The 19,420-nt window shown below is 41.9% G+C and carries 24 protein-coding genes and 1 tRNA gene; 14 read left to right on the top strand and 11 right to left on the bottom strand.

Annotated features, from left to right (window positions below):
* Positions 1 to 47 precede the first annotated feature (47 nt).
* The 6 genes from FJ354_05950 (at position 48) to rpiA (ending at position 3,703) form a co-directional block, all read left to right on the top strand.
* Positions 48 to 884, top strand: coding sequence for a formyltetrahydrofolate deformylase (locus tag FJ354_05950; GenBank protein MBM3906203.1), 837 nt, complete (start codon positions 48 to 50; stop codon positions 882 to 884).
* The gene (locus FJ354_05945; GenBank protein MBM3906202.1) at positions 881 to 1,582 is read left to right on the top strand and encodes a creatininase family protein; all 702 of its coding nucleotides are present in this window, start codon (positions 881 to 883) and stop codon (positions 1,580 to 1,582) included. Before FJ354_05950 ends, FJ354_05945 begins: the two co-directional genes overlap by 4 nt.
* Positions 1,583 to 1,652: 70 nt before the next feature.
* Positions 1,653 to 1,883, top strand: coding sequence for an RNA-binding protein (locus FJ354_05940; GenBank protein ID MBM3906201.1), 231 nt, complete (start codon positions 1,653 to 1,655; stop codon positions 1,881 to 1,883).
* A gap of 14 nt (positions 1,884 to 1,897) precedes the next feature.
* Positions 1,898 to 2,065 (top strand): 50S ribosomal protein L37e, encoded by a 168-nt coding sequence (locus FJ354_05935; GenBank protein MBM3906200.1) that lies wholly within the window; start codon positions 1,898 to 1,900, stop codon positions 2,063 to 2,065.
* Complete coding sequence (locus tag FJ354_05930; GenBank protein ID MBM3906199.1) at positions 2,066 to 3,028, top strand: hypothetical protein; 963 nt, start codon at positions 2,066 to 2,068, stop codon at positions 3,026 to 3,028.
* Entirely contained in the window at positions 3,029 to 3,703 is a 675-nt protein-coding gene (rpiA, locus tag FJ354_05925; protein MBM3906198.1) for a ribose 5-phosphate isomerase A, read from the top strand.
* Here the strand turns inward: rpiA and FJ354_05920 are convergent.
* Together FJ354_05920 and FJ354_05915 are read right to left on the bottom strand one after the other, a co-directional pair.
* Positions 3,696 to 5,078 (bottom strand): amidohydrolase family protein, encoded by a 1,383-nt coding sequence (locus FJ354_05920; protein ID MBM3906197.1) that lies wholly within the window; start codon positions 5,076 to 5,078, stop codon positions 3,696 to 3,698. The genes rpiA and FJ354_05920 overlap by 8 nt on opposite strands.
* Positions 5,079 to 5,374: 296 nt before the next feature.
* Positions 5,375 to 6,595, bottom strand: coding sequence for an adenosylhomocysteinase (locus tag FJ354_05915; GenBank protein MBM3906196.1), 1,221 nt, complete (start codon positions 6,593 to 6,595; stop codon positions 5,375 to 5,377).
* A gap of 76 nt (positions 6,596 to 6,671) precedes the next feature.
* Between FJ354_05915 and FJ354_05910 the strand changes: the two genes are divergently transcribed.
* The 4 genes from FJ354_05910 (at position 6,672) to FJ354_05895 (ending at position 9,354) form a co-directional block, all read left to right on the top strand.
* Positions 6,672 to 6,743 (top strand) — tRNA-Ala (locus FJ354_05910).
* A gap of 263 nt (positions 6,744 to 7,006) precedes the next feature.
* Positions 7,007 to 7,996, top strand: coding sequence for a cytochrome C biogenesis protein (locus tag FJ354_05905; protein MBM3906195.1), 990 nt, complete (start codon positions 7,007 to 7,009; stop codon positions 7,994 to 7,996).
* A complete protein-coding gene (locus tag FJ354_05900; GenBank protein ID MBM3906194.1) occupies positions 7,993 to 8,127 on the top strand; it encodes a YHS domain-containing protein in 135 nt (44 codons plus the stop codon). The genes FJ354_05905 and FJ354_05900 overlap by 4 nt, the downstream gene beginning before the upstream one ends.
* Positions 8,128 to 8,196: 69 nt before the next feature.
* On the top strand, positions 8,197 to 9,354 hold the full coding sequence (locus tag FJ354_05895) for an NADP-dependent malic enzyme (GenBank protein ID MBM3906193.1): 1,158 nt from the start codon (positions 8,197 to 8,199) through the stop codon (positions 9,352 to 9,354).
* Between the two features lie 100 nt (positions 9,355 to 9,454).
* On the opposite strand, the gene FJ354_05890 is transcribed toward FJ354_05895, so the two are convergent.
* Positions 9,455 to 9,652 carry a hypothetical protein gene (locus FJ354_05890; protein MBM3906192.1) on the bottom strand — a complete coding sequence of 66 codons (198 nt, stop codon included), beginning with the start codon at positions 9,650 to 9,652 and terminating at the stop codon, positions 9,455 to 9,457.
* Between the two features lie 143 nt (positions 9,653 to 9,795).
* Between FJ354_05890 and FJ354_05885 the strand changes: the two genes are divergently transcribed.
* Both FJ354_05885 and FJ354_05880 read left to right on the top strand, forming a co-directional pair.
* Positions 9,796 to 10,155, top strand: a complete 360-nt coding sequence (locus FJ354_05885; protein ID MBM3906191.1) for a zinc ribbon domain-containing protein — start codon at positions 9,796 to 9,798, stop codon at positions 10,153 to 10,155.
* Between the two features lie 35 nt (positions 10,156 to 10,190).
* The gene (locus FJ354_05880) at positions 10,191 to 10,553 is read left to right on the top strand and encodes a hypothetical protein (protein MBM3906190.1); all 363 of its coding nucleotides are present in this window, start codon (positions 10,191 to 10,193) and stop codon (positions 10,551 to 10,553) included.
* Between the two features lie 14 nt (positions 10,554 to 10,567).
* On the opposite strand, the gene FJ354_05875 is transcribed toward FJ354_05880, so the two are convergent.
* The gene (locus tag FJ354_05875) at positions 10,568 to 11,095 is read right to left on the bottom strand and encodes a zinc ribbon domain-containing protein (protein ID MBM3906189.1); all 528 of its coding nucleotides are present in this window, start codon (positions 11,093 to 11,095) and stop codon (positions 10,568 to 10,570) included.
* A 52-nt stretch (positions 11,096 to 11,147) separates the two neighbouring features.
* Positions 11,148 to 11,480 (bottom strand): thioredoxin, encoded by a 333-nt coding sequence (gene trxA, locus FJ354_05870; protein ID MBM3906188.1) that lies wholly within the window; start codon positions 11,478 to 11,480, stop codon positions 11,148 to 11,150.
* A 101-nt stretch (positions 11,481 to 11,581) separates the two neighbouring features.
* Here trxA and FJ354_05865 point away from each other — a divergent pair, with 101 nt between their 5' ends.
* Positions 11,582 to 12,307, top strand: coding sequence for a hypothetical protein (locus tag FJ354_05865; GenBank protein MBM3906187.1), 726 nt, complete (start codon positions 11,582 to 11,584; stop codon positions 12,305 to 12,307).
* A gap of 1 nt (position 12,308) precedes the next feature.
* Positions 12,309 to 12,980: a signal peptidase I gene (locus FJ354_05860; protein MBM3906186.1), complete on the top strand. Its 672-nt coding sequence runs from the start codon at positions 12,309 to 12,311 to the stop codon at positions 12,978 to 12,980.
* A gap of 221 nt (positions 12,981 to 13,201) precedes the next feature.
* Here the strand turns inward: FJ354_05860 and FJ354_05855 are convergent, their stop codons facing one another.
* The 6 genes from FJ354_05855 to FJ354_05830 all read right to left on the bottom strand — a co-directional run.
* The gene (locus tag FJ354_05855; protein MBM3906185.1) at positions 13,202 to 14,704 is read right to left on the bottom strand and encodes a 4-hydroxybutyryl-CoA dehydratase; all 1,503 of its coding nucleotides are present in this window, start codon (positions 14,702 to 14,704) and stop codon (positions 13,202 to 13,204) included.
* An 80-nt stretch (positions 14,705 to 14,784) separates the two neighbouring features.
* Positions 14,785 to 15,297, bottom strand: coding sequence for a DNA-3-methyladenine glycosylase I (locus tag FJ354_05850; protein ID MBM3906184.1), 513 nt, complete (start codon positions 15,295 to 15,297; stop codon positions 14,785 to 14,787).
* A gap of 45 nt (positions 15,298 to 15,342) precedes the next feature.
* A complete protein-coding gene (locus tag FJ354_05845; GenBank protein ID MBM3906183.1) occupies positions 15,343 to 15,966 on the bottom strand; it encodes a hypothetical protein in 624 nt (207 codons plus the stop codon).
* Positions 15,967 to 16,035: 69 nt separating this feature from the next.
* Positions 16,036 to 16,437, bottom strand: a complete 402-nt coding sequence (locus tag FJ354_05840) for a hypothetical protein (protein MBM3906182.1) — start codon at positions 16,435 to 16,437, stop codon at positions 16,036 to 16,038.
* 507 nt (positions 16,438 to 16,944) lie between these two features.
* Entirely contained in the window at positions 16,945 to 19,038 is a 2,094-nt protein-coding gene (locus tag FJ354_05835) for an acetate--CoA ligase family protein (protein MBM3906181.1), read from the bottom strand.
* 55 nt (positions 19,039 to 19,093) lie between these two features.
* A partial coding sequence (locus FJ354_05830) for a reverse transcriptase-like protein (GenBank protein ID MBM3906180.1) occupies positions 19,094 to 19,420 on the bottom strand: 327 nt, incomplete at its 5' end.

The following is a 19,420-nucleotide window of genomic DNA, read 5'->3' as shown; positions in this document are numbered from 1 at the left end:
TCAGGCTCAAGACCTAAGTTAATAAAGTGAAATTGCAAGACAACACCATGAAAAAAATCCGAATAGGAATCACGGTTGTCGGAAAGGACCGTGAAGGAGTGGTTGCGGCATTTACAAATTTGATTTTTCAAAAACAAGGCAATATTGAAAAGATAAACCAAAATGTCATCAAGGGCCTCTTTGGAATGCATCTAGAGGCGTCATTTTCTAAGGAAATTGATGTAAAAAAATTTGATCGTGAACTCCAAGACCTAGGAAGGCAGCTTGCAATGGAAGTCAGTGTTTATCATGAAATCAATTCTGACAAGAATATTGCAGTTTTTGTAACCAAAGAACCGCACTGTTTAGAATCATTACTTGCTGTCAGAAGCCAGCTAAAGGGAAAAATCAGCGTAATAGTTGGTACTGAAAAAACACTAGAGCCAACTGCAAAAAAGGCAGGCATACCATTTGTGCTAGTCGATGAGAAAGACCAACAAAAGGCAGAGGACCACCTAATCGATGTTGCAAAAAAATACGACATCGACTTGGTGGTACTTGCAAGATACATGAGAATAATGACTCCAAACTTTGTGTGGCGCTATCCGCACAGAATAATCAACATACATCCGTCACTTCTTCCCGCATTTCCGGGAGCATTTGCTTATGCGCAGGCCTTTGAGCGGGGCGCAAAAATAGTAGGAGTCACTGCTCACTATGTCACAGAGGAGCTGGATCAGGGACCAATAATTTTTCAGGACTCGTTTAAGGTTGATTCTTCGGATACACTAGAGACGATCAAGAAAAAGGGCCAGGAATTAGAGGCGCAAACACTTCTCAAAGCAGTCAAGATGCACCTTGAAGGAAAACTAGAGGTCTCTTGGAGAAAAGTATACACAAAATGACAGAGATTAGGAACCTCTCCGATCCCGCAATCCGCAAAATCCACTCAAAGTCAGCAGTAATACCTTTGGGCTCACTAGAACAGCACGGGCCACACCTGCCAATTTCTACTGATTCCGATATTGTAACAGAGGTGGCAAAAACACTTGCCAAAAAATGCAAGATGTTACTTTGCCCAACCATACAATATGGAGTATCCTTTGAGCATGCACCATTTGTCAATTTCAGCATCAGGGATAAGACCTTACAGAATTATTTGGTGGACCTTTGTGTTTCTTTAGGCCAAAACAACATACACAAAATAGTGATTCTGAATGGACATCATGGAAATCAGAATGCGTTAAAGTCTATTTCTGGCAAAATAGCCAGAATTAACAAGGACAGAACAAAGGTCTTTGTTTTATCTTATTGGGGATTCATGAATAGAGAATTCGATCATGCTGGATTTGTAGAGACATCCCTAATGCTTGCGCTAACAAACAAGACAAAGTTAAAGCTTGCAAGAAAAGGCCTCACCACGCAAAACATGACCATATCGCAAAGACAGAAAATCTCCAATCTTGCGTCAAAGAAATTCATCAAGGCAACAAAAAACGGAATTTGGGGAGATCCCACAATAGCTAGCAAGAAAGCAGGACAGGAAATTTTTTGCGAAATCACACAGAATTTGGTGAAAACAGTGTCAAAGTTGATACACTGACTAAAACTCTATTGTTCACCACTGAAACTTTAATATATTAACAGTATAGGGGATTCAATAAGTGAATTAAATGTCAGTTGACATGGCAGTAAAAGTACTGGACGAAAGCATAGACAAGGTAGTTCTAATCAAGCTCAAAGGCGGCAAGACCATTCGTGGCAACCTAAGGGGCTTTGATCAACACATGAATCTGCTACTCGACGGCTCAGAAGAGGTCCCTTCTGATGGCGAGGCAAAGAGCATAGGAACCATAGTTGTGCGTGGAGATAACGTAGTAATGATATCTCCACCACCGGCATAAGTGGTGTCTGATTTATGGGTCGTGGAACTCCCTCGATGGGGCTTTTTACAAGAAAGAAACCCCACATTCGATGCAGAAGATGCGGAAAGAACTCTTATCACAAAAGACAACACAGATGCTCTAGCTGTGGTTTTCCGGATGCAAAAATTAGAAAATATTCTTGGATCAAATGGTACGCCTAAATGGAACTAGCGCTGGTCATTAGTTCGCTAGCAGGCGCTGCAACGGCTGCAACAATTTCCAAATTTCCTAAAGGTAAAAACAAGATACCGTTGATTGGGGCCAACTCTCAGATTCGATCACAAATAGATTCACTGAAAATTGAAAAAGAGATTTTGCAAAAAACAATTTCACGATTATACGGCGAGCCGACCACACTTACCAAAGTACAGGTTGACAAACTATTATCAAGATACCAACACCAGCTGGGTGTCATTTTAGCTAAAATCGATAAACTGGAGGAGGCATCCAAGTATCCTGACCTTGGCCCACTAGGCGACGGCCTGATGACTCTGATGGACCAAAAACTATCTGCGCTAGACAAGAGACTGGCGGACATATCATCCAAGATTCAGATAGCTCAGACAGTCCAGCTTGAAAAGCCCGAAGTCAAGGAGATAAAGAAGGAACAAGTCAAGATTGAAAAACCAATCATAGAGACAAAGCCGGAAATTACCACCACGCAAAACATTGAGGAATTGATCAAGTCGTTTGCAAAGCCTGGCAAGAGAATCGAATTTACAACACTGACAGAGATTCCGGACGTACCGGTTCCTCCGGTAGAAATAGAGACCAGAATAGAGCAGCCAGTGGACACGCCCGAGATTCATGTTCAGACAATGGCGGAAATTGTACACGCACCAGAGATAATACCGGTAGTAGAGACAAGACAGGAGATAATACAACAAGTTACAGAAACAGTTCAGCCTGAAATAATCAAGCCATTCCTAACAGAGCCAATCAACATTGAGCAAAAAATAAAGGCAGAGCCGCCAAAGCTGGAATTCAAAGATCAGGAAAAGAAAAAGCCAAAGGTAAACCTGCCAGAGCCAGAAGAAGTAGAAGAAGATGAAGACGATTTAGATTCTATCAAACGCGAAATAATGAAGACACTATCGAAGCTAGAGCAGGCCGAGGTAGAGTAATTGTCATACGATGATGCCATTGAGGCATTATCCAAGGACGCACTAAAATTTGTAAAAAACAATTCCGTTTTGGGCCTAGGCAGTGGCCGAGCAGCAACTGCATTTGTGAAAGAGCTTGGCGCATATATCAAGCGAAAAAAGCTGAACATTCGAGGTGTTCCGACATCCCTGCAAATAAAGCTCATTGCAGAGCAGGCTGGGATTCACCTAATATCTGCAGATCAGGTTGCAAAAATCGACGTTGTCTTTGACGGTGCCGACCAGATTAATTCTAAAAAATATTTGATCAAGGGAGGAGGCGGGGCATTGCTTCGGGAAAACATTCTGATTTCATCAGCTGAAAAAATAGTGATAATGGCAGATGCATCCAAATTTGTTAAAAATTTCACAAGAACGGTACCAGTCGAGGTTCACCCCTTTGCAAGAAACACGGTTCAAAAATTTATCAAAAAACTTGGCGGTAAACCACAAATCCGCACAATAGAGCGAGGCTATCCATTCATCACTGAAAATGGCAATATCATCTATGATTGTGATTTTGGCACAATTAGGTCTCCGGATGCACTTGCGCTCAAAATAAAGCAAATTCCAGGCGTAGTTGAGGCTGGAATCTTTGTGCGAAAACCCGATGTGATTTACAAGGCAAAGGAAAACGGTAAATTCGAAATTATCTAGATCTGTCCACTAGCTTGCCGTGACCAAGTTTTCCGACTAGCTGCATGTCTTCAGTTACTGGCTTTCCCCTGACTAGCGTAGTTATTGGCCAGCCCTTTAGCTTCCATCCATCATATACAATATAGTCAGAGAACGATCCAAAGAAATCAGAGCTGACCTGTTGCTCTTTTTTCAGATCTATTAGGACTATATCTGCATCAAATCCTTTTTGGAGTGAGCCCTTGTCTTTTAGACCAAAGATTTTTGCTGCGTTTGCGCTGGTTAAGTGTGTCAGCTGTTGCAAATTAAGCTTATTTTGATTTACTCCCTCTGATAGTAAAATTGGCAGCGATGTTCCTATCCCTGGAAATCCTGCCAGAGACGACCAGACATCGGTTCCAACCTTTAGCTTTAGTCTGTTCGCTACGTGATCGGTTCCTATGGTATCTATTGTGCCAGAGGCCATTGCTGTCCAGATTTTTTCATTATCTGATTTTGTCCTGATTGGGGGCATTACCTTTGCTAGGTAGCCGTTTTGCTTTTCATATGATAATGTGAGATAATGCGGGCAGGTCTCGACAAAAATCTTGGTTCCTTTTTTTCGCTCTTGCTCTATTGTATCTAATGCTACGGCAGAGCCAATGTGGACAAAATAGATTGTTGTTCCGTATTGTCGGGCAATCTCGCATACATTTTTGATGCTCTTTGCTTCTGAATCTGGAGGCCTACTTTGCGACCAGGCAGCTAGGCCGTCTTTGTTGTCCTGTTTCGCCTTTTTGATTCCGCACTCGCACATTTGATAGTCCTCGGCATGTACTAGAACAGGACAGCCAAGCCTGGCTGCATTTTGGCAAACCATTTGGATGGTTGTATTTACTAGCTGGACTTGGGCATCAAATAGTCTAGTCGAGCCAGGATCCATGTCCATGTAGACATGACCCACCTCGCCTCCAAGATTCATGTAGATTTTGAATGATGTGATTCCGCTTTCTGCGCAATACTCCATTTCGTCTGCTTGTTTTTCATCAAATATGGTGGCGTGAATCGTATAGTCGACATAATGGTTTGAGTACGATGCTTCTAGCTGAGCTTTCAGGTATTTTTTGTAAGAACGACCCAGTCGTAGCATTCGCATCATTGTGGTGACACCACCGAGTGCAGCTGCTCTGGATTCTGTTTTTGCGGCCTCTTCTATTGGGGAATACACTCCATAGTGGACGTGCGTGTCTATTATGCCAGGTATTGCAACTAGGCCTTTAGCATTGATTTTTTTATCACAGGATGGAACGTCGGTTGTAAAGTCCAAGATTTTTCCATCATTGATCACAATGTTTCTCTCTAGCATTCCCTTTGGAGTTATGGCCTTGGCAGCCACAATAACGCAGTCTACTGTCAACTAGAATGATTCAACAAGTCGGGCTATTATTCTTTGAGAACTAGTCTTTACCATAGAGATCTATGATCGTCAAAATCGATTAGGAAAACAGTTCGTGTTGTGCGATTACATAGTAGATAGAGTGTGTGATTTATCATGTTTTTACCGCGGCAGTTCTTGTATTACCCACATTTTATTTCGCCAATATAGGCAGTATCCTCGACGGTTTCTTATTCCGAGGTTAGCATGTGTCTTACAATAATTTAACGCCGTATAAAAAATCCCGGAATAAATCATCATTGATTTGGCATCGTATTCTACCAACTTGTCTGGTACTGAATTTGTTTTCTGGTCAGCCTGTCAATTTTGATATTTTCTGAATCCAGTGCATCTTGCGCTATTTGGATGTCAATTTCTTCTGGCACTGGATAAACTTGGTTTTTCAGCTGTTTGTGATTTTTTAGAATATACAAAATAGAATATAGTTGGTTTGAAAACGACAATGCCATGATTTCTGACGGGTGGCCTTCGGATGCAATCAGATTTGCCACACGTCCCTTGCTGACTAGGTAGATTTTCTTTTTGTTTGGCAAAACACACTCGTCAAGATTTGGCCTGACCTGCCTAACTTTTTGAGATAGGAGAAATTTTGCGTCAATCTCCACATCAAAATGGCCCACATTGCCCAGCACTGCGCCATCCTTCATGGAAAAGATATGTTGCTTTGTTATGACATTATGCATGCCAGTGCAAGTGATGAATATGTCGCCTATCTTTGCTGCTTGACTCATTGGCATTACATCAAATCCGTCCAGGTATGCTTCCAGTGCCTTGATAGGGTTGACTTCAGCTATGATGCATTTTGCGCCCATTCCACGGCATCTTTTTGCTACACCCCTTCCAAGCCAGCCGTACCCCGCAATTACAATTCTCTTTGATGCAAAAAGCAGATTCATTGCTTGTAGGAATCCGTCAATTGTGGATTGACCTGTCCCGTATTGGTTGTCAAATAGCATCTTTGTTCTTGCATTATTTACTGCAATGATTGGGTATTGCAGCCTGCCTTTTTTTGCGAGGGACTGGTATCGAGTTACGCCTGTAGTGGTTTCTTCTGTTGCGCCAAGGACTGCAAGTTTTGCCTTGTGGGCATTTATGTTGAGGTCTCCGCCGTCATCAGTTAGAATGTCTGGTTGTTTCTGAATTACCATTTTTTGGCACCAGTCATATTCTAGTATGGTTTGATTCGACCATGCAAATACCTCTATTCCTTGCGAATCTAGAAAAGCTGCAATATCATCATGGGTGGTAAGTGGATTTCCCCCGCAGCATACTAGTTTTGCTCCAAGCTCTTGCAGTCCCATCAACAATACCGAGGTCTCTTTGGTTACTTGCAGGCAAACCCCAAGTGTTGTGTTTTTGAGCGGCCTTGATTTTTTCAGTTTTGTTATGGCATGGCTTAGGATTTGCATGTGATCCTTTGCCCATTGGTATTGGGTTTTTCCCTCTTCTACTAAAGATGGGTCTTTTATCTTACTCAATTGTAGTACATGGTGCTCGGCACAAAATAACGATTTGTTAAAGACTAGAAATAGAAGTGTAGTTTTTTGTTAGTTAGGGCTGGTGGCTTAGTGGTATAGCGCTGCATTCGCAATGCAGAAGTCGAGAGTTCAATTCCCTCCCAGTCCACTATTTTAGTATAAAAATCCAAAATTTGGATTTGACCAGAAAATCGTAACTGGATGAAACTGGAAATCTTTTAGTTAGACTTGCTTAGAATCAGGCTCTAACTAAGCATCTTTTTTTAATCAAGGATCTAATCCAGTAACCACAACAATTCTGATTTTTATCTAGTATAAAACCCACAGTGTGGGTTAGACGCTTGATTTGTTCAGGTGTACTTTACAATTGTAAATTACTGTAATTAAATATCAAGCAAATCATCAGATATCATGCAATCCCTAGAGACAAAAAAATTCCTAGTCGTGTCCTTGTTCGTGTTGTTTTCATTTGTTTTTGTAGGAATAATTTTCTCATTTACAATTGGAGTTGTTGGCGCAAATAACACTGTATCATATAGCGGCTGGCTTGGAATCGCGTACGTTGCAGGCCTATCTATGATAATTCTTCCATGTACCATGCCAGTCGTGTTTATCATAGTTCCGCTCAGCATGGGACATGGATACAAAAAGGGACTTGGCATGTCACTGCTCTTCGGAGTAGGTCTAGTAGCGACAATAACTCTGTATGGTCTCGGCGTTGCCATATTAGGCAATACTGCGTCCTTGGACCAGATATCATTTACAATGTTTGTAATAGCAGGAATAATCGCATATGTGTTTGGTCTCTCACAGCTAAGATTAGTTGAACTAAAAATTCCGACATATTCCGGAACTCCAAAATTTATACTGAATCGAGGCGATTATACCAAGTCTCTTTTCATGGGATTACTCCTTGGAAACGCAGGGGTCGGATGTCCAAACCCAATGTTTTACTGGCTTTTGATTTACATTGCTGGGACTGGAAGCGTAGAGATAGGTTCATCGCTAGGCTTGGTCCACGGTGTGGGCCGTGCAATACCGCTGATCCTGATTTCTGCACTGGCAATAATAGGAGTAAACACCACAAAGGGCCTTGTCGCAAACAGACTAAAAATTGAAAAGATGACAGGATGGATGCTCGTGTTTTTGGGTTCTTTTCTGATAATTAACGGAATGCCTGGAGGACACCAGTGGTACGAATATACTTTTGTGCACATAGTGTGGAACAATCTTGTTTCTATGACTGGAATTCCTCCAGAATTTCATGTTGGTCAGCACATGCATGATCCAATGCCAATTGAAATACCAAGGAATATGGTTCCGGCAATATTGGCTACGCTTTTGGCAGCACCAATTATGTGGAAGATTTACATAAACAAGAGGGCGAAAATCACAACATGAAGGATCCTGTGTGCGGTATGGAGGTTGGCAAAAAAGGAGAGCCGATCATTCGTGACGGAAAGGAATACTATTTTTGCTGTGCTACATGCAGGTGGGCTTTTGAGCAAAACCCAGAGCAATTTACAAAATAGGACACAATTTGCACGTCTATACACATTTTGGTTATAACAGTAAATAACCAATTCACATCTAACCAAGACATGTCAGACAAGCAGGCAAAAGACGCAATAAGACTACACAAAAAGCTAAAGGGTAAGATCACCATAGAAAGCAAAATTCACAATCTCACGCCGCAAGATATTCAGTTGATCTACACGCCAGGAGTTGCCGCTGTGTGTGAGAAAATATGCAAAAGTTTAGACCAGAAATACATACTCACATCAAAGGCCAACAATGTTGCAATAGTAACCGACGGCACGAGGGTTCTAGGCCTTGGCAACATTGGATCATATGCTGCCATGCCAGTAATGGAGGGTAAGTCAGTCTTGTACAAGAAATTTGGAAAAGTTGATGCATTTCCAATTTGCCTTAACACTACAAAAAAACAGGAAATAATTGATGCCATAAAGGCAATCGAACCGGTATTTGGGGCCATAAACCTTGAGGACATTGAGTCACCAAAGGTTTTAGAAATATATGATCAGCTCCAAGATGAGCTTCCAATTCCTGTATTTCATGATGATCGACATGGAACTGCAGTAGTAGTACTTGCTGCTCTTTTGAATTCACTCAAGCTTGTAAAAAAGAAAATAGAGACTGCAAAAATAGTAATTGCTGGTGCAGGATCTGCAGGATACGGCATTTGCAAGTTGCTTAGCTTTGCAGGATGTAAAAATCTCCTAGTCGTCGACTCGTCTGGGGCAATATACCAAAATCGAGGAAAAAACATGAATCACTACAAGGATGAGATTGCCAGAATTTCAAATCCAGAACTACAAAAGGGGACACTTGACCAAGTCCTAAAAAATGCAGACGTTTTCATCGGCGTTTCTGGCATGAGTGGAATTATTTCTGAAAAAATGATTCAAAAAATGACTGAAGATCCAATTGTATTTGCCCTAACAAACCCCGTACCCGAAGTCGACCCAAAGGTTGCAAAAAAGGCAGGCGCAAAAATCATAGCAACCGGAAGCTATCGCTACAAAAACAAGGTAAACAATGCAATTGTCTTTCCGTATTTGATGAGGGTAATTTTGGACAAGAGAATCAGAAATATAACAGAAGAGGTGCTTTATCTCGCTGCCATAGCAATTGCAAGATCAATACCTGACAAAGACCTTGGATATGATAATGTGATTCCAGACATGACAAATCCAAAACTGCAAAAGAACATCAATTTTGCCCTCAAGAAACTCTAAAACACAAAACCACTAGTCTTCAAGTGGAGACGATATAGCACCTAATTATTTGTAAATGGACCTCCCATTCCCCACCTGGAGTGCCCGTATTACCAAGGTATTATTTCCTATAACCAAAAGAACCCTCATCGAGTGATTTTTCTAGATCTCTGATTGTTTTTTTGCTTAGAATTTCTTCATCATCTTGTGCTACGTTAATCAGTCTGTTTACTACGTCATCATAAGATTCCCTTGGAAACACTTTTAGCTTGTCAAGTTTTAATTTTGTTTTGTTTGGTAGATCTATGATTGTAACCATTACTTACTATAGGATGCCATAGAATTGAATATTTGATGGCGATTTTATATCAATATAGAATGACTTTGACCATTGAAAATACCATTTTGGTATTGCGGCGGGTCCCAGTAAACATTATAGGTATTTGAGACAGAGTTAGACCCATGAAGGTCTTCAACGGAAAGCAGTCAGCACAGGACTACATGTCTGCTCACACCCTGGCATTTTCCACTCCAGAGCTGACACTGATGAGATACGCATTTTGGCTTGGTGACATCATTCCAGACCCAAAGGACAAGGACAATACCATTCCAAGAATAATGGCCTATGTCGAGGAAAAAGACTTTGCACCAGTTGAGATAATCGACGATGAACACTACGAGCCAACAGGCGCGGTACGAATAACGGGCACATATGGCAATGTCAACAAGGTCTCAGGCGATGTCAAGTTTTGCTCAGAGTGCGGCTCCAAGATCTCCGCATCGGCCAAATTCTGCACAGAATGCGGCGCAACGCAGGATTAGAGAATCTTTATCTCAAGTTGTTATTGTATAGTATCATGGCAAAGAAAAAGGCACCAGCACCAAAGACAGAGAACTGGGATGCTCTATGGAATGAATACTCGAATCTTCTCAAAAAATGGGCGCAAAACCTAGAGACCCTCCAAAAGACAAGCTCCGATGTGCAGGCAAAATACAACGAGGTAATGCTCAAGGCCGCAAACGAGTCCAGTGAAAAAACGCTAAAGGAATTTCACAAAAATTGGCAAAAGGCAATGAATGACGCGGCACTGGAAGCATTCAAGCAGTTTGATAAAAACTGGCAAAACGTCACATCAGAATCCGGCATGGAACAGTTAAAGGCATATGGTGAGATCATGGACAGCTTTGCAAAGACTTGGCAGAAAATGTGGCAAAAATAATTTTTTTAATTTTTCTAGACTTTGGTTCCGCACTTGGTGCAGAACTTGGCACCTAAACGTAGTTCAGCGCCACATGACTTGCATACAGTTCCTGAGGATTGTACAGATTGTCTTGGTACCAGTGTCGGATCTGGAGATGGTAAAGTTCCCGGCGCAGAAAATGCTTGTTGTGCAGAAACAACAGACGGCGGTCTTCCTTGTGTTTGTGCAGGCATTACTGGGACTCGTCCCGGCATTCCCATTCCCGGTGCACCCATTCCAGGCATCAATCCTGGAGACTGTGTTCCGCCGAGATTGCCTGTGCCCGCCCTGTCAAGTGCTTTTTTGAGCTCAAATATTACCTTGACTGCCAAAAACTCTAATGCTGAATATGCAACAGTATAATCGCCCAGCTTTTCAAAGAATTCCTTGTCTGACAGCTTGCCCTGCTTGTACATTGTGTTTGCATCCAAAAACGACTCGTAGTATCCTTGTGAGTCCTTGAACAGATTGTCTAGTTTTTCGGCTAAAAGATTGAGTGTGTCTACCTCGCCTAGCGACATGCAAAAAATCCGATCAAACTGGTATTAAATTATTGGGATCGAAAAAAAGAGTTTAGGTGTTTGCCAGCGCGCGCTCTATCATGTTTTTGTAAGATTCCTTGGAAGCTGCGCCTACTTGCTGTGCAACGACTTGACCCTTGTTAAGCAGCATTAATGTCGGAATGGAAAAGATGTTGTATTTTGCTGCCAGCTCATTGGCCTCATCTACGTTTACCTTGACAAACTCAACTTTGCCTGAGTAATCCTTTGCTAGCTCCTCGACTACAGGTCCTACCATTCTGCATGGTCCGCACCATTCAGCCCAAAAGTCTACAAAGACAGGCTTGGCAGAGTCTACTACCTTGGTCTGCCAGTCTTTGGCGTTTGAAACGTGATCTAGTCCCATTTTAATCAAAATTGCTCCATTCAAAGAGACCTAAAAATCTTGAGGTCGAATATGGAATAAACAACATATACTTTAATTGGATCTGGCCTCGATTTGGAATTATGAGCTCTGAGCTTCGACTAAAAAAACTACGGGGATCAGGCGGATTTGTAATGGCGCAGGTAAGTGACGATCAGCAAAGAAAGGGAAACCTTGGTGGGCCTGACTTGTTCTTGGCACCCATCGGGAGACTGGATGTTCAACTAATTTCAAAATATTTCTGCAACACTTGTGAAAAAGACTATGAGGGAAGCCCAAAGATAGAATTTGAAAACCCAAATGAGGAAGTTGCACAGAACCTTATTCTAAAAGAACGCGGACAATACGTATGCACCATGTGCGGTAGTATTATTGCTGAATATAGAGAATTTCAAAAGGTTGGCGAAGTGGGTCTTGCAAAGCCAATTGCACCAAGCCCAGAACAACCGAAAATTCCAACGGCATCATTTGACCAAGCACCTGCGTCGGTTGTAGAATCAGCACCGCAAGTATCACAATCGGCAGACTCGACATTTAGCTCAATTTCTGGCATGTCAGTGTATGATACCAATGCAAAAAAGGTCGGAGTTGCAAAGCAAGTTGGCATCAATTCATCTCACCAAGTCGTCCTTATTGTTACCAAAAATGATGGCTCTGATCAAACAATAGAGTGGGCAAAGATCAAAAAAATCGGCGAGATCATTCTATTAGGTGACGGATTAGAATCAGGCGGACTGACATGTCAAAAATGTGGCTTTGAGAACAAGGCTGGCTCTAAATTCTGTGAAAGTTGCGGAAACAAGCTATAGTATGACAAAAACAAAGAGCATCATAAAGGACGTAATTATTGTCGCAGTAGGAGTTGCCGCAATTTGGATTGGATTGCAGGTAGTCTTTGGAACTCAAAACCCGTTCTATGTCGTGTCTAGTGGAAGTATGATTCCAGTTTTACAGGTATACGATGTTCTGGTGGTAAATGGAAACGAGCCGTTTGAGAAAATCCAGATTGGCGACATTATTGTGTTCAACAGGCCTAACGGTCATGATAGGGTGATTGTACACAGGGTAGAGACAATACTTGACGATCGGGTGGAATCAAAAACAATACGCACGAAAGGAGACGCAAATCCAATCTCGATTCCAGGAACCGACTATCCGATTACCGAGGAAGAATACATCGGCAAAGTCTTCTATGTGGTGCCGCAAATTGGCTATGTCACAAGGATTTTGGCCCCGCCAATCAACTATGTCATAATTGCAGTCATCATTGGAATAATGATAGTAAAGCAGTATTCCAGCAAGGCAAAGGAGAAAAAAGAACCAAAGATAGAAGTCGAGCCTCCAAAAGAGAGTCAGACAATAACAAAGGAATTTGTTAAATCTGATGACATCAATTATTACAACACTGCTCCAAAAGAATCAGATCTTAATCTGAACAAGGATGATGACCCGCCAAGCTCAGAAAACAAAGATGCAAAATAGAAAATTAAAATTTTAAAGAATACTCAGGATTGTTACAGATTAGAGTCTGGAAACACAATGGTTATGCTCCGTACGTCCTTTGTTTTCTCAGGTGTAAATTTTTGTCCTGAGGGATTTGCAATTACAGATAACAGCATGGCAACCATTACACCAAACACAATCAAACCAGTATGATATACCATTGTGATAGTACGGCATGATGATTAAATAATGACGCTCAGCTATTTTGTGATTTTAAAGACTCGCTTGAAGTAATCCGAATTTTCCTTGTTCTCTTCCTCATCCTCTTTTACGTTTGCAAGGTTCTTTGCAAGCGTTTTCTTGTAGCCAAGCTGCATTTGTCTTGCAATCTGGATTCTTTGAGCCTGTGGTGAGCCTGCACCGTGCATGGATTCTGTAAGATATCCAACAGCATTTCTACCAAGCGTCATGTTCTCAATTAGTCTTAGGATTCTAATTCTACTTTCGACATCTGCTCCTTTTCTTCCTGCTAGATATTTTTTGAGCAGTGGTCCTGTGATTGGGTTTCTATAGTCCTTCTCAGATGGCATCGTTACTACAATTCCGCCTGCAATATCCTGTGCCAATCTCGAGATTTCATATGGGAATCGAGTAACATTGTGCTTGCATACGTTTGCCAGCATGTCGTCGTTTAACCACACGCCAGACTTCATTTCTTGCGCTTGGTATGATGAAGAGATGCCTGCAGCAAATATTGATTCGTTTAGGTGTGTCATCTCCACTAGCTTCTCACGAATGTGAGATACATCTGGAATACCATTATAGTCGGAAATTGCAGCTGCTGCCCCAATTAGTACATCACCAAGGCCTGTCTTGCAGACATAACTTCGCCTGTGATAGCAGGTAAATCGCTCAACTAGCATTGCGGCAAATTCTACTTCGCCGTTCATGAAAATCAGATCATTTGGAATGAACACGTTATCCAGTATGACTATTGCCTCTTGACCTGCAAACTTGGAATTGCCTACATCGATGTCGCCTTCCTCCATGCTTCGTGTATCGCATGACTGTCTTCCATAGATGTACGTAATACCTGGCGCGTCAACTGGGATTGCGCCGACAATACCCCAGTCCTTGTCTTTTTCTGTCAAGCGTATTGTGGGCATTATTATCATCCAGTGAGAGTTAATGACTCCTGTCTGGTGGGCCTTTGCTCCTGTTACATACACTCCTTCCGGGGTTCGTTTAGTGATATGAACAAAGAGGTCAGGGTCTACTTGTTCGGATGGTGCCTTGCTTCTGTCACCCTTGACATCAGTCATTGCTCCCCCGATTACGTAGTTGTTTTCCTGCATTTTTTTGATAAATTCGAGTAATCTTTTGTGGTAATTGGTATGATATTTTTCATCGATTTCAAATGTAGTAGAATGAAGTGAGTTTAGTGCATCCATTCCTACGCATCGCTGAAAACATGTTCCAGTCAGCTGTCCAAGCTTTCTTTGCATTTTATTTTGCAGTACAAGGTCATTTGCAGATTCTGCAATGTGTAAGAATCGGTTTACCCTCTTTCCAGATATTTTTGACATTGGAGATGCCAAGTCTTCTTCACGTGCTGCCAGATCATATGTTTCGGCCACTGCGTTAATTGATGGTCGAATCATTGGATGCTCCACTGGATCCTTTATCTGCTCCCCAAAAAGATAGACAGTGAGTTTCCTTCCCTTAAGACTTTGAATGTACTCTTGGCCAGTCTTAATTGCCATGCCACTATCCCATCGAACTGCTATAAAAATTGACTAGCGAATGAGAGATTCTAGGATTGGCACTAGTTTAAAAACAAAAACTAGTATCGAAGACAGTTTTTCGTGTGATCGTTTGTAATCCCTATTGCTTGCATGAATGCATAGATGATAGTAGTTCCAACAAAGCTAAAGCCCCTTTTTTTGAGGTCCTTGCTTATCATGTCCGATAGAACGGTGGATGACGGAACATCAGACATGTTTTTGAAATTATTCTTAATTGGTATATCCTGAACGAAATCCCAGATGTATCTATCAAAGCTGCCAAACTCTTGCTGAATCACTAGGAATTGTTTTGCATTGTTTACGGTAGACTTGATTTTGAGCCTGTTTCGTATTATTCCCTCATCAGATAACAGTCGAGTAATGTCTTTCTGCGTGTATTTTGATATCTTTTTTGGATCAAAATTATCAAACGCCAGTCGATATGTTTTCCTTCGCCTTAGTATGGTAGACCACGAAAGACCTGCTTGAGCACCCTCCAATGTAAGCATCTCAAAGAGTCTTTTGTCATCGTGGACAGGTACGCCCCACTCTGAATCATGATATTTGATCATCTCTGGGCCTTTGGCCCACGCACATCGATTATGGGGTTTTACCACTTATTTTGCAAAACACTTTTTGTATATTATGCCAACTATTGCAGCCCCGATGAACGGCGCACCCCAATAAATCCACAGATCATTTACAAATCCAGAAAGAACTGCAGGTGCCAGTGCTCGGGCTGGATTCATTGACGCTCCGGAAACAAACGAGAGGAGAAAAATGTCAACAAAGATAGATCCACCTATTGCTAGGCCGCTAAATCCCTTGAGTCCATTCGTACGCACTACAGCTAAGATAGTTGAGACCAGGATTACCGTGGCCAATATCTCAACTCCAATAATTTCCACCAGTGAGTAGCTATAGTTTGGGGCGTTTGCTCCAAGATTTGCATCATGACCAACCACTGCCCAAACAAACGCACTGCCCAAAAACGCCCCAATGAGTTCTGCTCCAAGATACACTGGTACCAGTCTCACAGGTAGATGCTTTGTTATCACAAACGCAAGTGTCACAGCCGGATTAAAGTGCGCCATAGAGATCTTGCCAAATGCATAAACTGCAACAGTTACTGCCACGAATGGTGCAAATGCCTCATACCAGAGGCCGATTTTACCGCCAGACTGAGCATTTGCAACAACAGAGCCAGTGGCACACACCACTATAGCAAAGGTGCCAATCATTTCTGCAAAGAATCTCTTTTTTACATCAGAGACCAGTCCATAGTTCAACACTAGGATAATTTTTTGTGATTATTTCAAATGTTTTGTTGTCTTTTTTGCCTTGTAGAAAACCTTGAATCCACTTTTGGATGCCTTTAAAACCTTTACAATTTTGATAGAAAACTTGACTATTTTGAATATAGTCAAAAACGGAATCAAGACCAACATTAGTATTTCATGCCAGTACTTTTTCAAAAACAATCTCCAGTCGTTTAGCTTTTTGTATTTCAGGTATAGGTCCATCACCAGCAATCCAAAGAAGACCCACAACAAAACCTCAAAATAAATTTCAGATTCGTACGGAATATGATACGGTGCTTCCTTTAGGAGAATGGATTCGGGATTAAATGACACAAATCCGACAAAATACACAATTGCCATTGCAAGCAGTACAAAGTCCAGTGATTTTGCCAGTGAGTCTTTTTCTGCCATGTGCCTTTGGCCAGCTAGTTGCAAAATAAAGTATTCCTATTTTTATAAAAATGCATGCCAAGACTGTGCCCAAATTGTTGAATAGGATTGCTTGGACACACTTGAGCATACGCGCACACTCATTGGCTGAAAAAACATGTGCTAAATCACTAGTGCAATCTGATTCATAGGTATCTCTAAGCTAGTTTGATTACAAATCAGCTAAGTTGTTGATTCGATCTAATATCTGAGATATTACTAGTCACAACATGCGAATAGATTCATGCAGAAAATGTGGAACTGAACTACGTGAATATGACGACTCGGAGCGATGTCTGAGTTGCGGAAAAGAATTCACGCAGTTTGTGTGTGTGCGATGCGAAATAGTAACAGATCCACAATACCATATTCACAATGCAGTAGACGCGCTAAGGATAGTGATTTGATGAATAATCTACCAAGACATAGATTTGGCTTTTACTCGTTTGTCGGCGTTGCAATTGCCGCAGTAGTTTTTCTGACTATATTCTAAGACAGTCCGATTCGGACATCTAGAACCTTGCAACCCTTTCCTTGTTCCATTACAAGTACTGGGTTCATGTCAAGCTCTTTGATTTCTGGAAAGTCAATTAACAACGCAGATAGTCTTTGGATTAGCTCGGACAGCTTTTTCTTGTCTGCTGGCTTCTCTCCACGTACTCCCTCTAGTAACTTTTTAGTTCTGATTGAATCAATCATGTCGTCGGCTTCCTTGTTTGTTACTGGAGCCAGTCTGAATGTGACATCTTTTAGAACCTCAACATAGATTCCTCCCATTCCAAGCATTATGACCTGCCCAAATCCAGGCTCTTGCTTTGAGCCAATGATGAGTTCTTTGCCGCCCTTGACCATTTCCTGGACGAGTACGCCCTTGATCTGCGCGTTCTTGTTGTATTTTTTGGCGTTTTTGATTATTACATTAAATGCGTCTGTTACTGCCTGCTCACTTGCTAGGTTCACCTTGACTCCGCCCGCATCGGACTTGTGGATTATTTGCGGCGATGCAATCTTCATTACAACTGGAAATCCAATTTTTTTGGCTGCCTTTACCGCCTCTGCCGGAGTTTTTGCCAAGATGCTTTGCGGTAGTGGAAAACCATACGCGCGCAGTACTTCTTGGCCTTCCTCTTCTAGGAGGTTTGTTCTCTTTTGTTTTCGGACAGAGTCAAAGACCTTTTTTGCGACTGTCTTTTTGGCTGCAAACTTCGTAATTGTTCCTTCGGTGGAGCTGACCCATTTTGAGAATCGAAGCATTGCCCGTAATGCGCGAATTGCGCCCTCTGCATATGTATAGTATGGAACGCCGCCATCTGCCAGAATTTGCCTGTTTGTAATTCCCTCGTCTAGTCCCATCAAAGACGCAAGCATTGTCTTTTTGTATTTTTTAGACATCGACACTATAACTTCGGCTAGCTTGTCGTAGTTTAGAGTGGCAGAAGGAGTGCACATGGCAATAACAGAGCCGACATTTTTGTGCGCCAATACATTGTCCAAAACTCCGCTGAATCGATTATAGTCAGCATCGCCTACTATATCGACTGGATTACGCGAGCTTCCCCATGGAGGAATCACTGCGTTGATTTTTGACCTAATGTCCTCAATTGAGGCCATCTTGATTCCATATTTGGAGCAGGCATCAGTGGAGATGATTGCAGGCCCTCCTGCGTTTGACACTATAACCAAGTCACCTTTTAGCGGCAATGGTTGCTTTGAGAATGCTACGGCATAATCAAATAGTTCCTCCATGGTATCTACACGAATTGCCCCCGACTGGCTTAGTACGGCATCATAGATTTCGTCTGAGCCCATCAATGCACCGGTATGAGACATAGCTGCCTTGGCACCCTCTGGGCTTCGACCAGATTTTAGAATAATTACTGGTTTACGGTATTTCTTTGTGATTTGTTTGCATACTTTTAGAAACTCTTGTCCATTTCCCATGTCTTCCAAATACATGACAATTACCTTGGTCTGGTCGTGCTCTGCAAGCATCTTGAGCAGATCAATCTCATTGAGATCTGCCTTGTTGCCTACACTAACCACTGCTGAGAAGCCAATTCCCTGCGCGCTTGCATCCTCAACTAGTGCAGCACAGATAGCACCGCTTTGCGAGACCAGTGCAATTTGTCCTGATTTTGGGGTAACTTTGAGAAAAGTGGAATTCATCATTGTCTTTGGGTCTAGGTTCATCACTCCAAGGCAGTTTGGTCCAATCATGCGAATACCGTATTTTTTTACAATTGTCTTTAGTTGCTCTTCCAGCTTTTTGCCTTCTTCATTTACTTCCTTGAATCCTGCCGTTATGACGATAACACCTTTAATTTTTTTCTTACCGCACTCTTCCAATACTGCAGGAACGATGTCGTTTTTTGTCACTACTACTGCAAGATCAATTGATTCTTTGACATCAAGTACGGTTTTGTATGCTGTCATGTCAAAGACCTTGTCTCTGGTCGGAGAAATTGGAAAGATTTTACCCTTGAAGCCTTTCATGATATTTGATGTGATGGTGCGGCCGACACTTCCTTCCTTGTCGGATGCACCGATGATTGCTATAGATTTTGGTTCCAAAAGGGAAGTCATGTTCTTGGCTCACCGCTGTTTCGTAAATAAAGCTATTCTTGCGAAATATAGATCTCTAGCTACCAAGCATTTTGCCGGCCAAGTTCTGAGCTCTAGGAATCCACATTATTTTCAGATTTGGAATTTTGCACATCAGTGACCAAGCCTTTCTTGCAAGCTCACGTAATGGTTCGGAGTTAATTGCAAACTCGTGGTTTAGTTGTGATACAGTGTTTTTTGAATCAGAGTAAATTGTTATGGTGTCGTTTGATTGGGCAAATTTTTCCAATACCGATATTATTCCTAGATATTCCGCCTGATTGTTTGTGATTCCGGGCTTTTTCTCATAGAAGGATTCGCCCGTTTCCTTTATGAAATAACCATAGCCGGAATTGTCCCCTCC

The sequence above is a fragment of the Nitrososphaerota archaeon genome (assembly GCA_016872055.1).
Lineage (GTDB): Archaea > Thermoproteota > Nitrososphaeria > Nitrososphaerales > Nitrosopumilaceae > Nitrosotenuis.
Note: the sequence above shows the minus strand (reverse complement) of the source record. Positions and strands in the feature narration are given on the sequence as shown.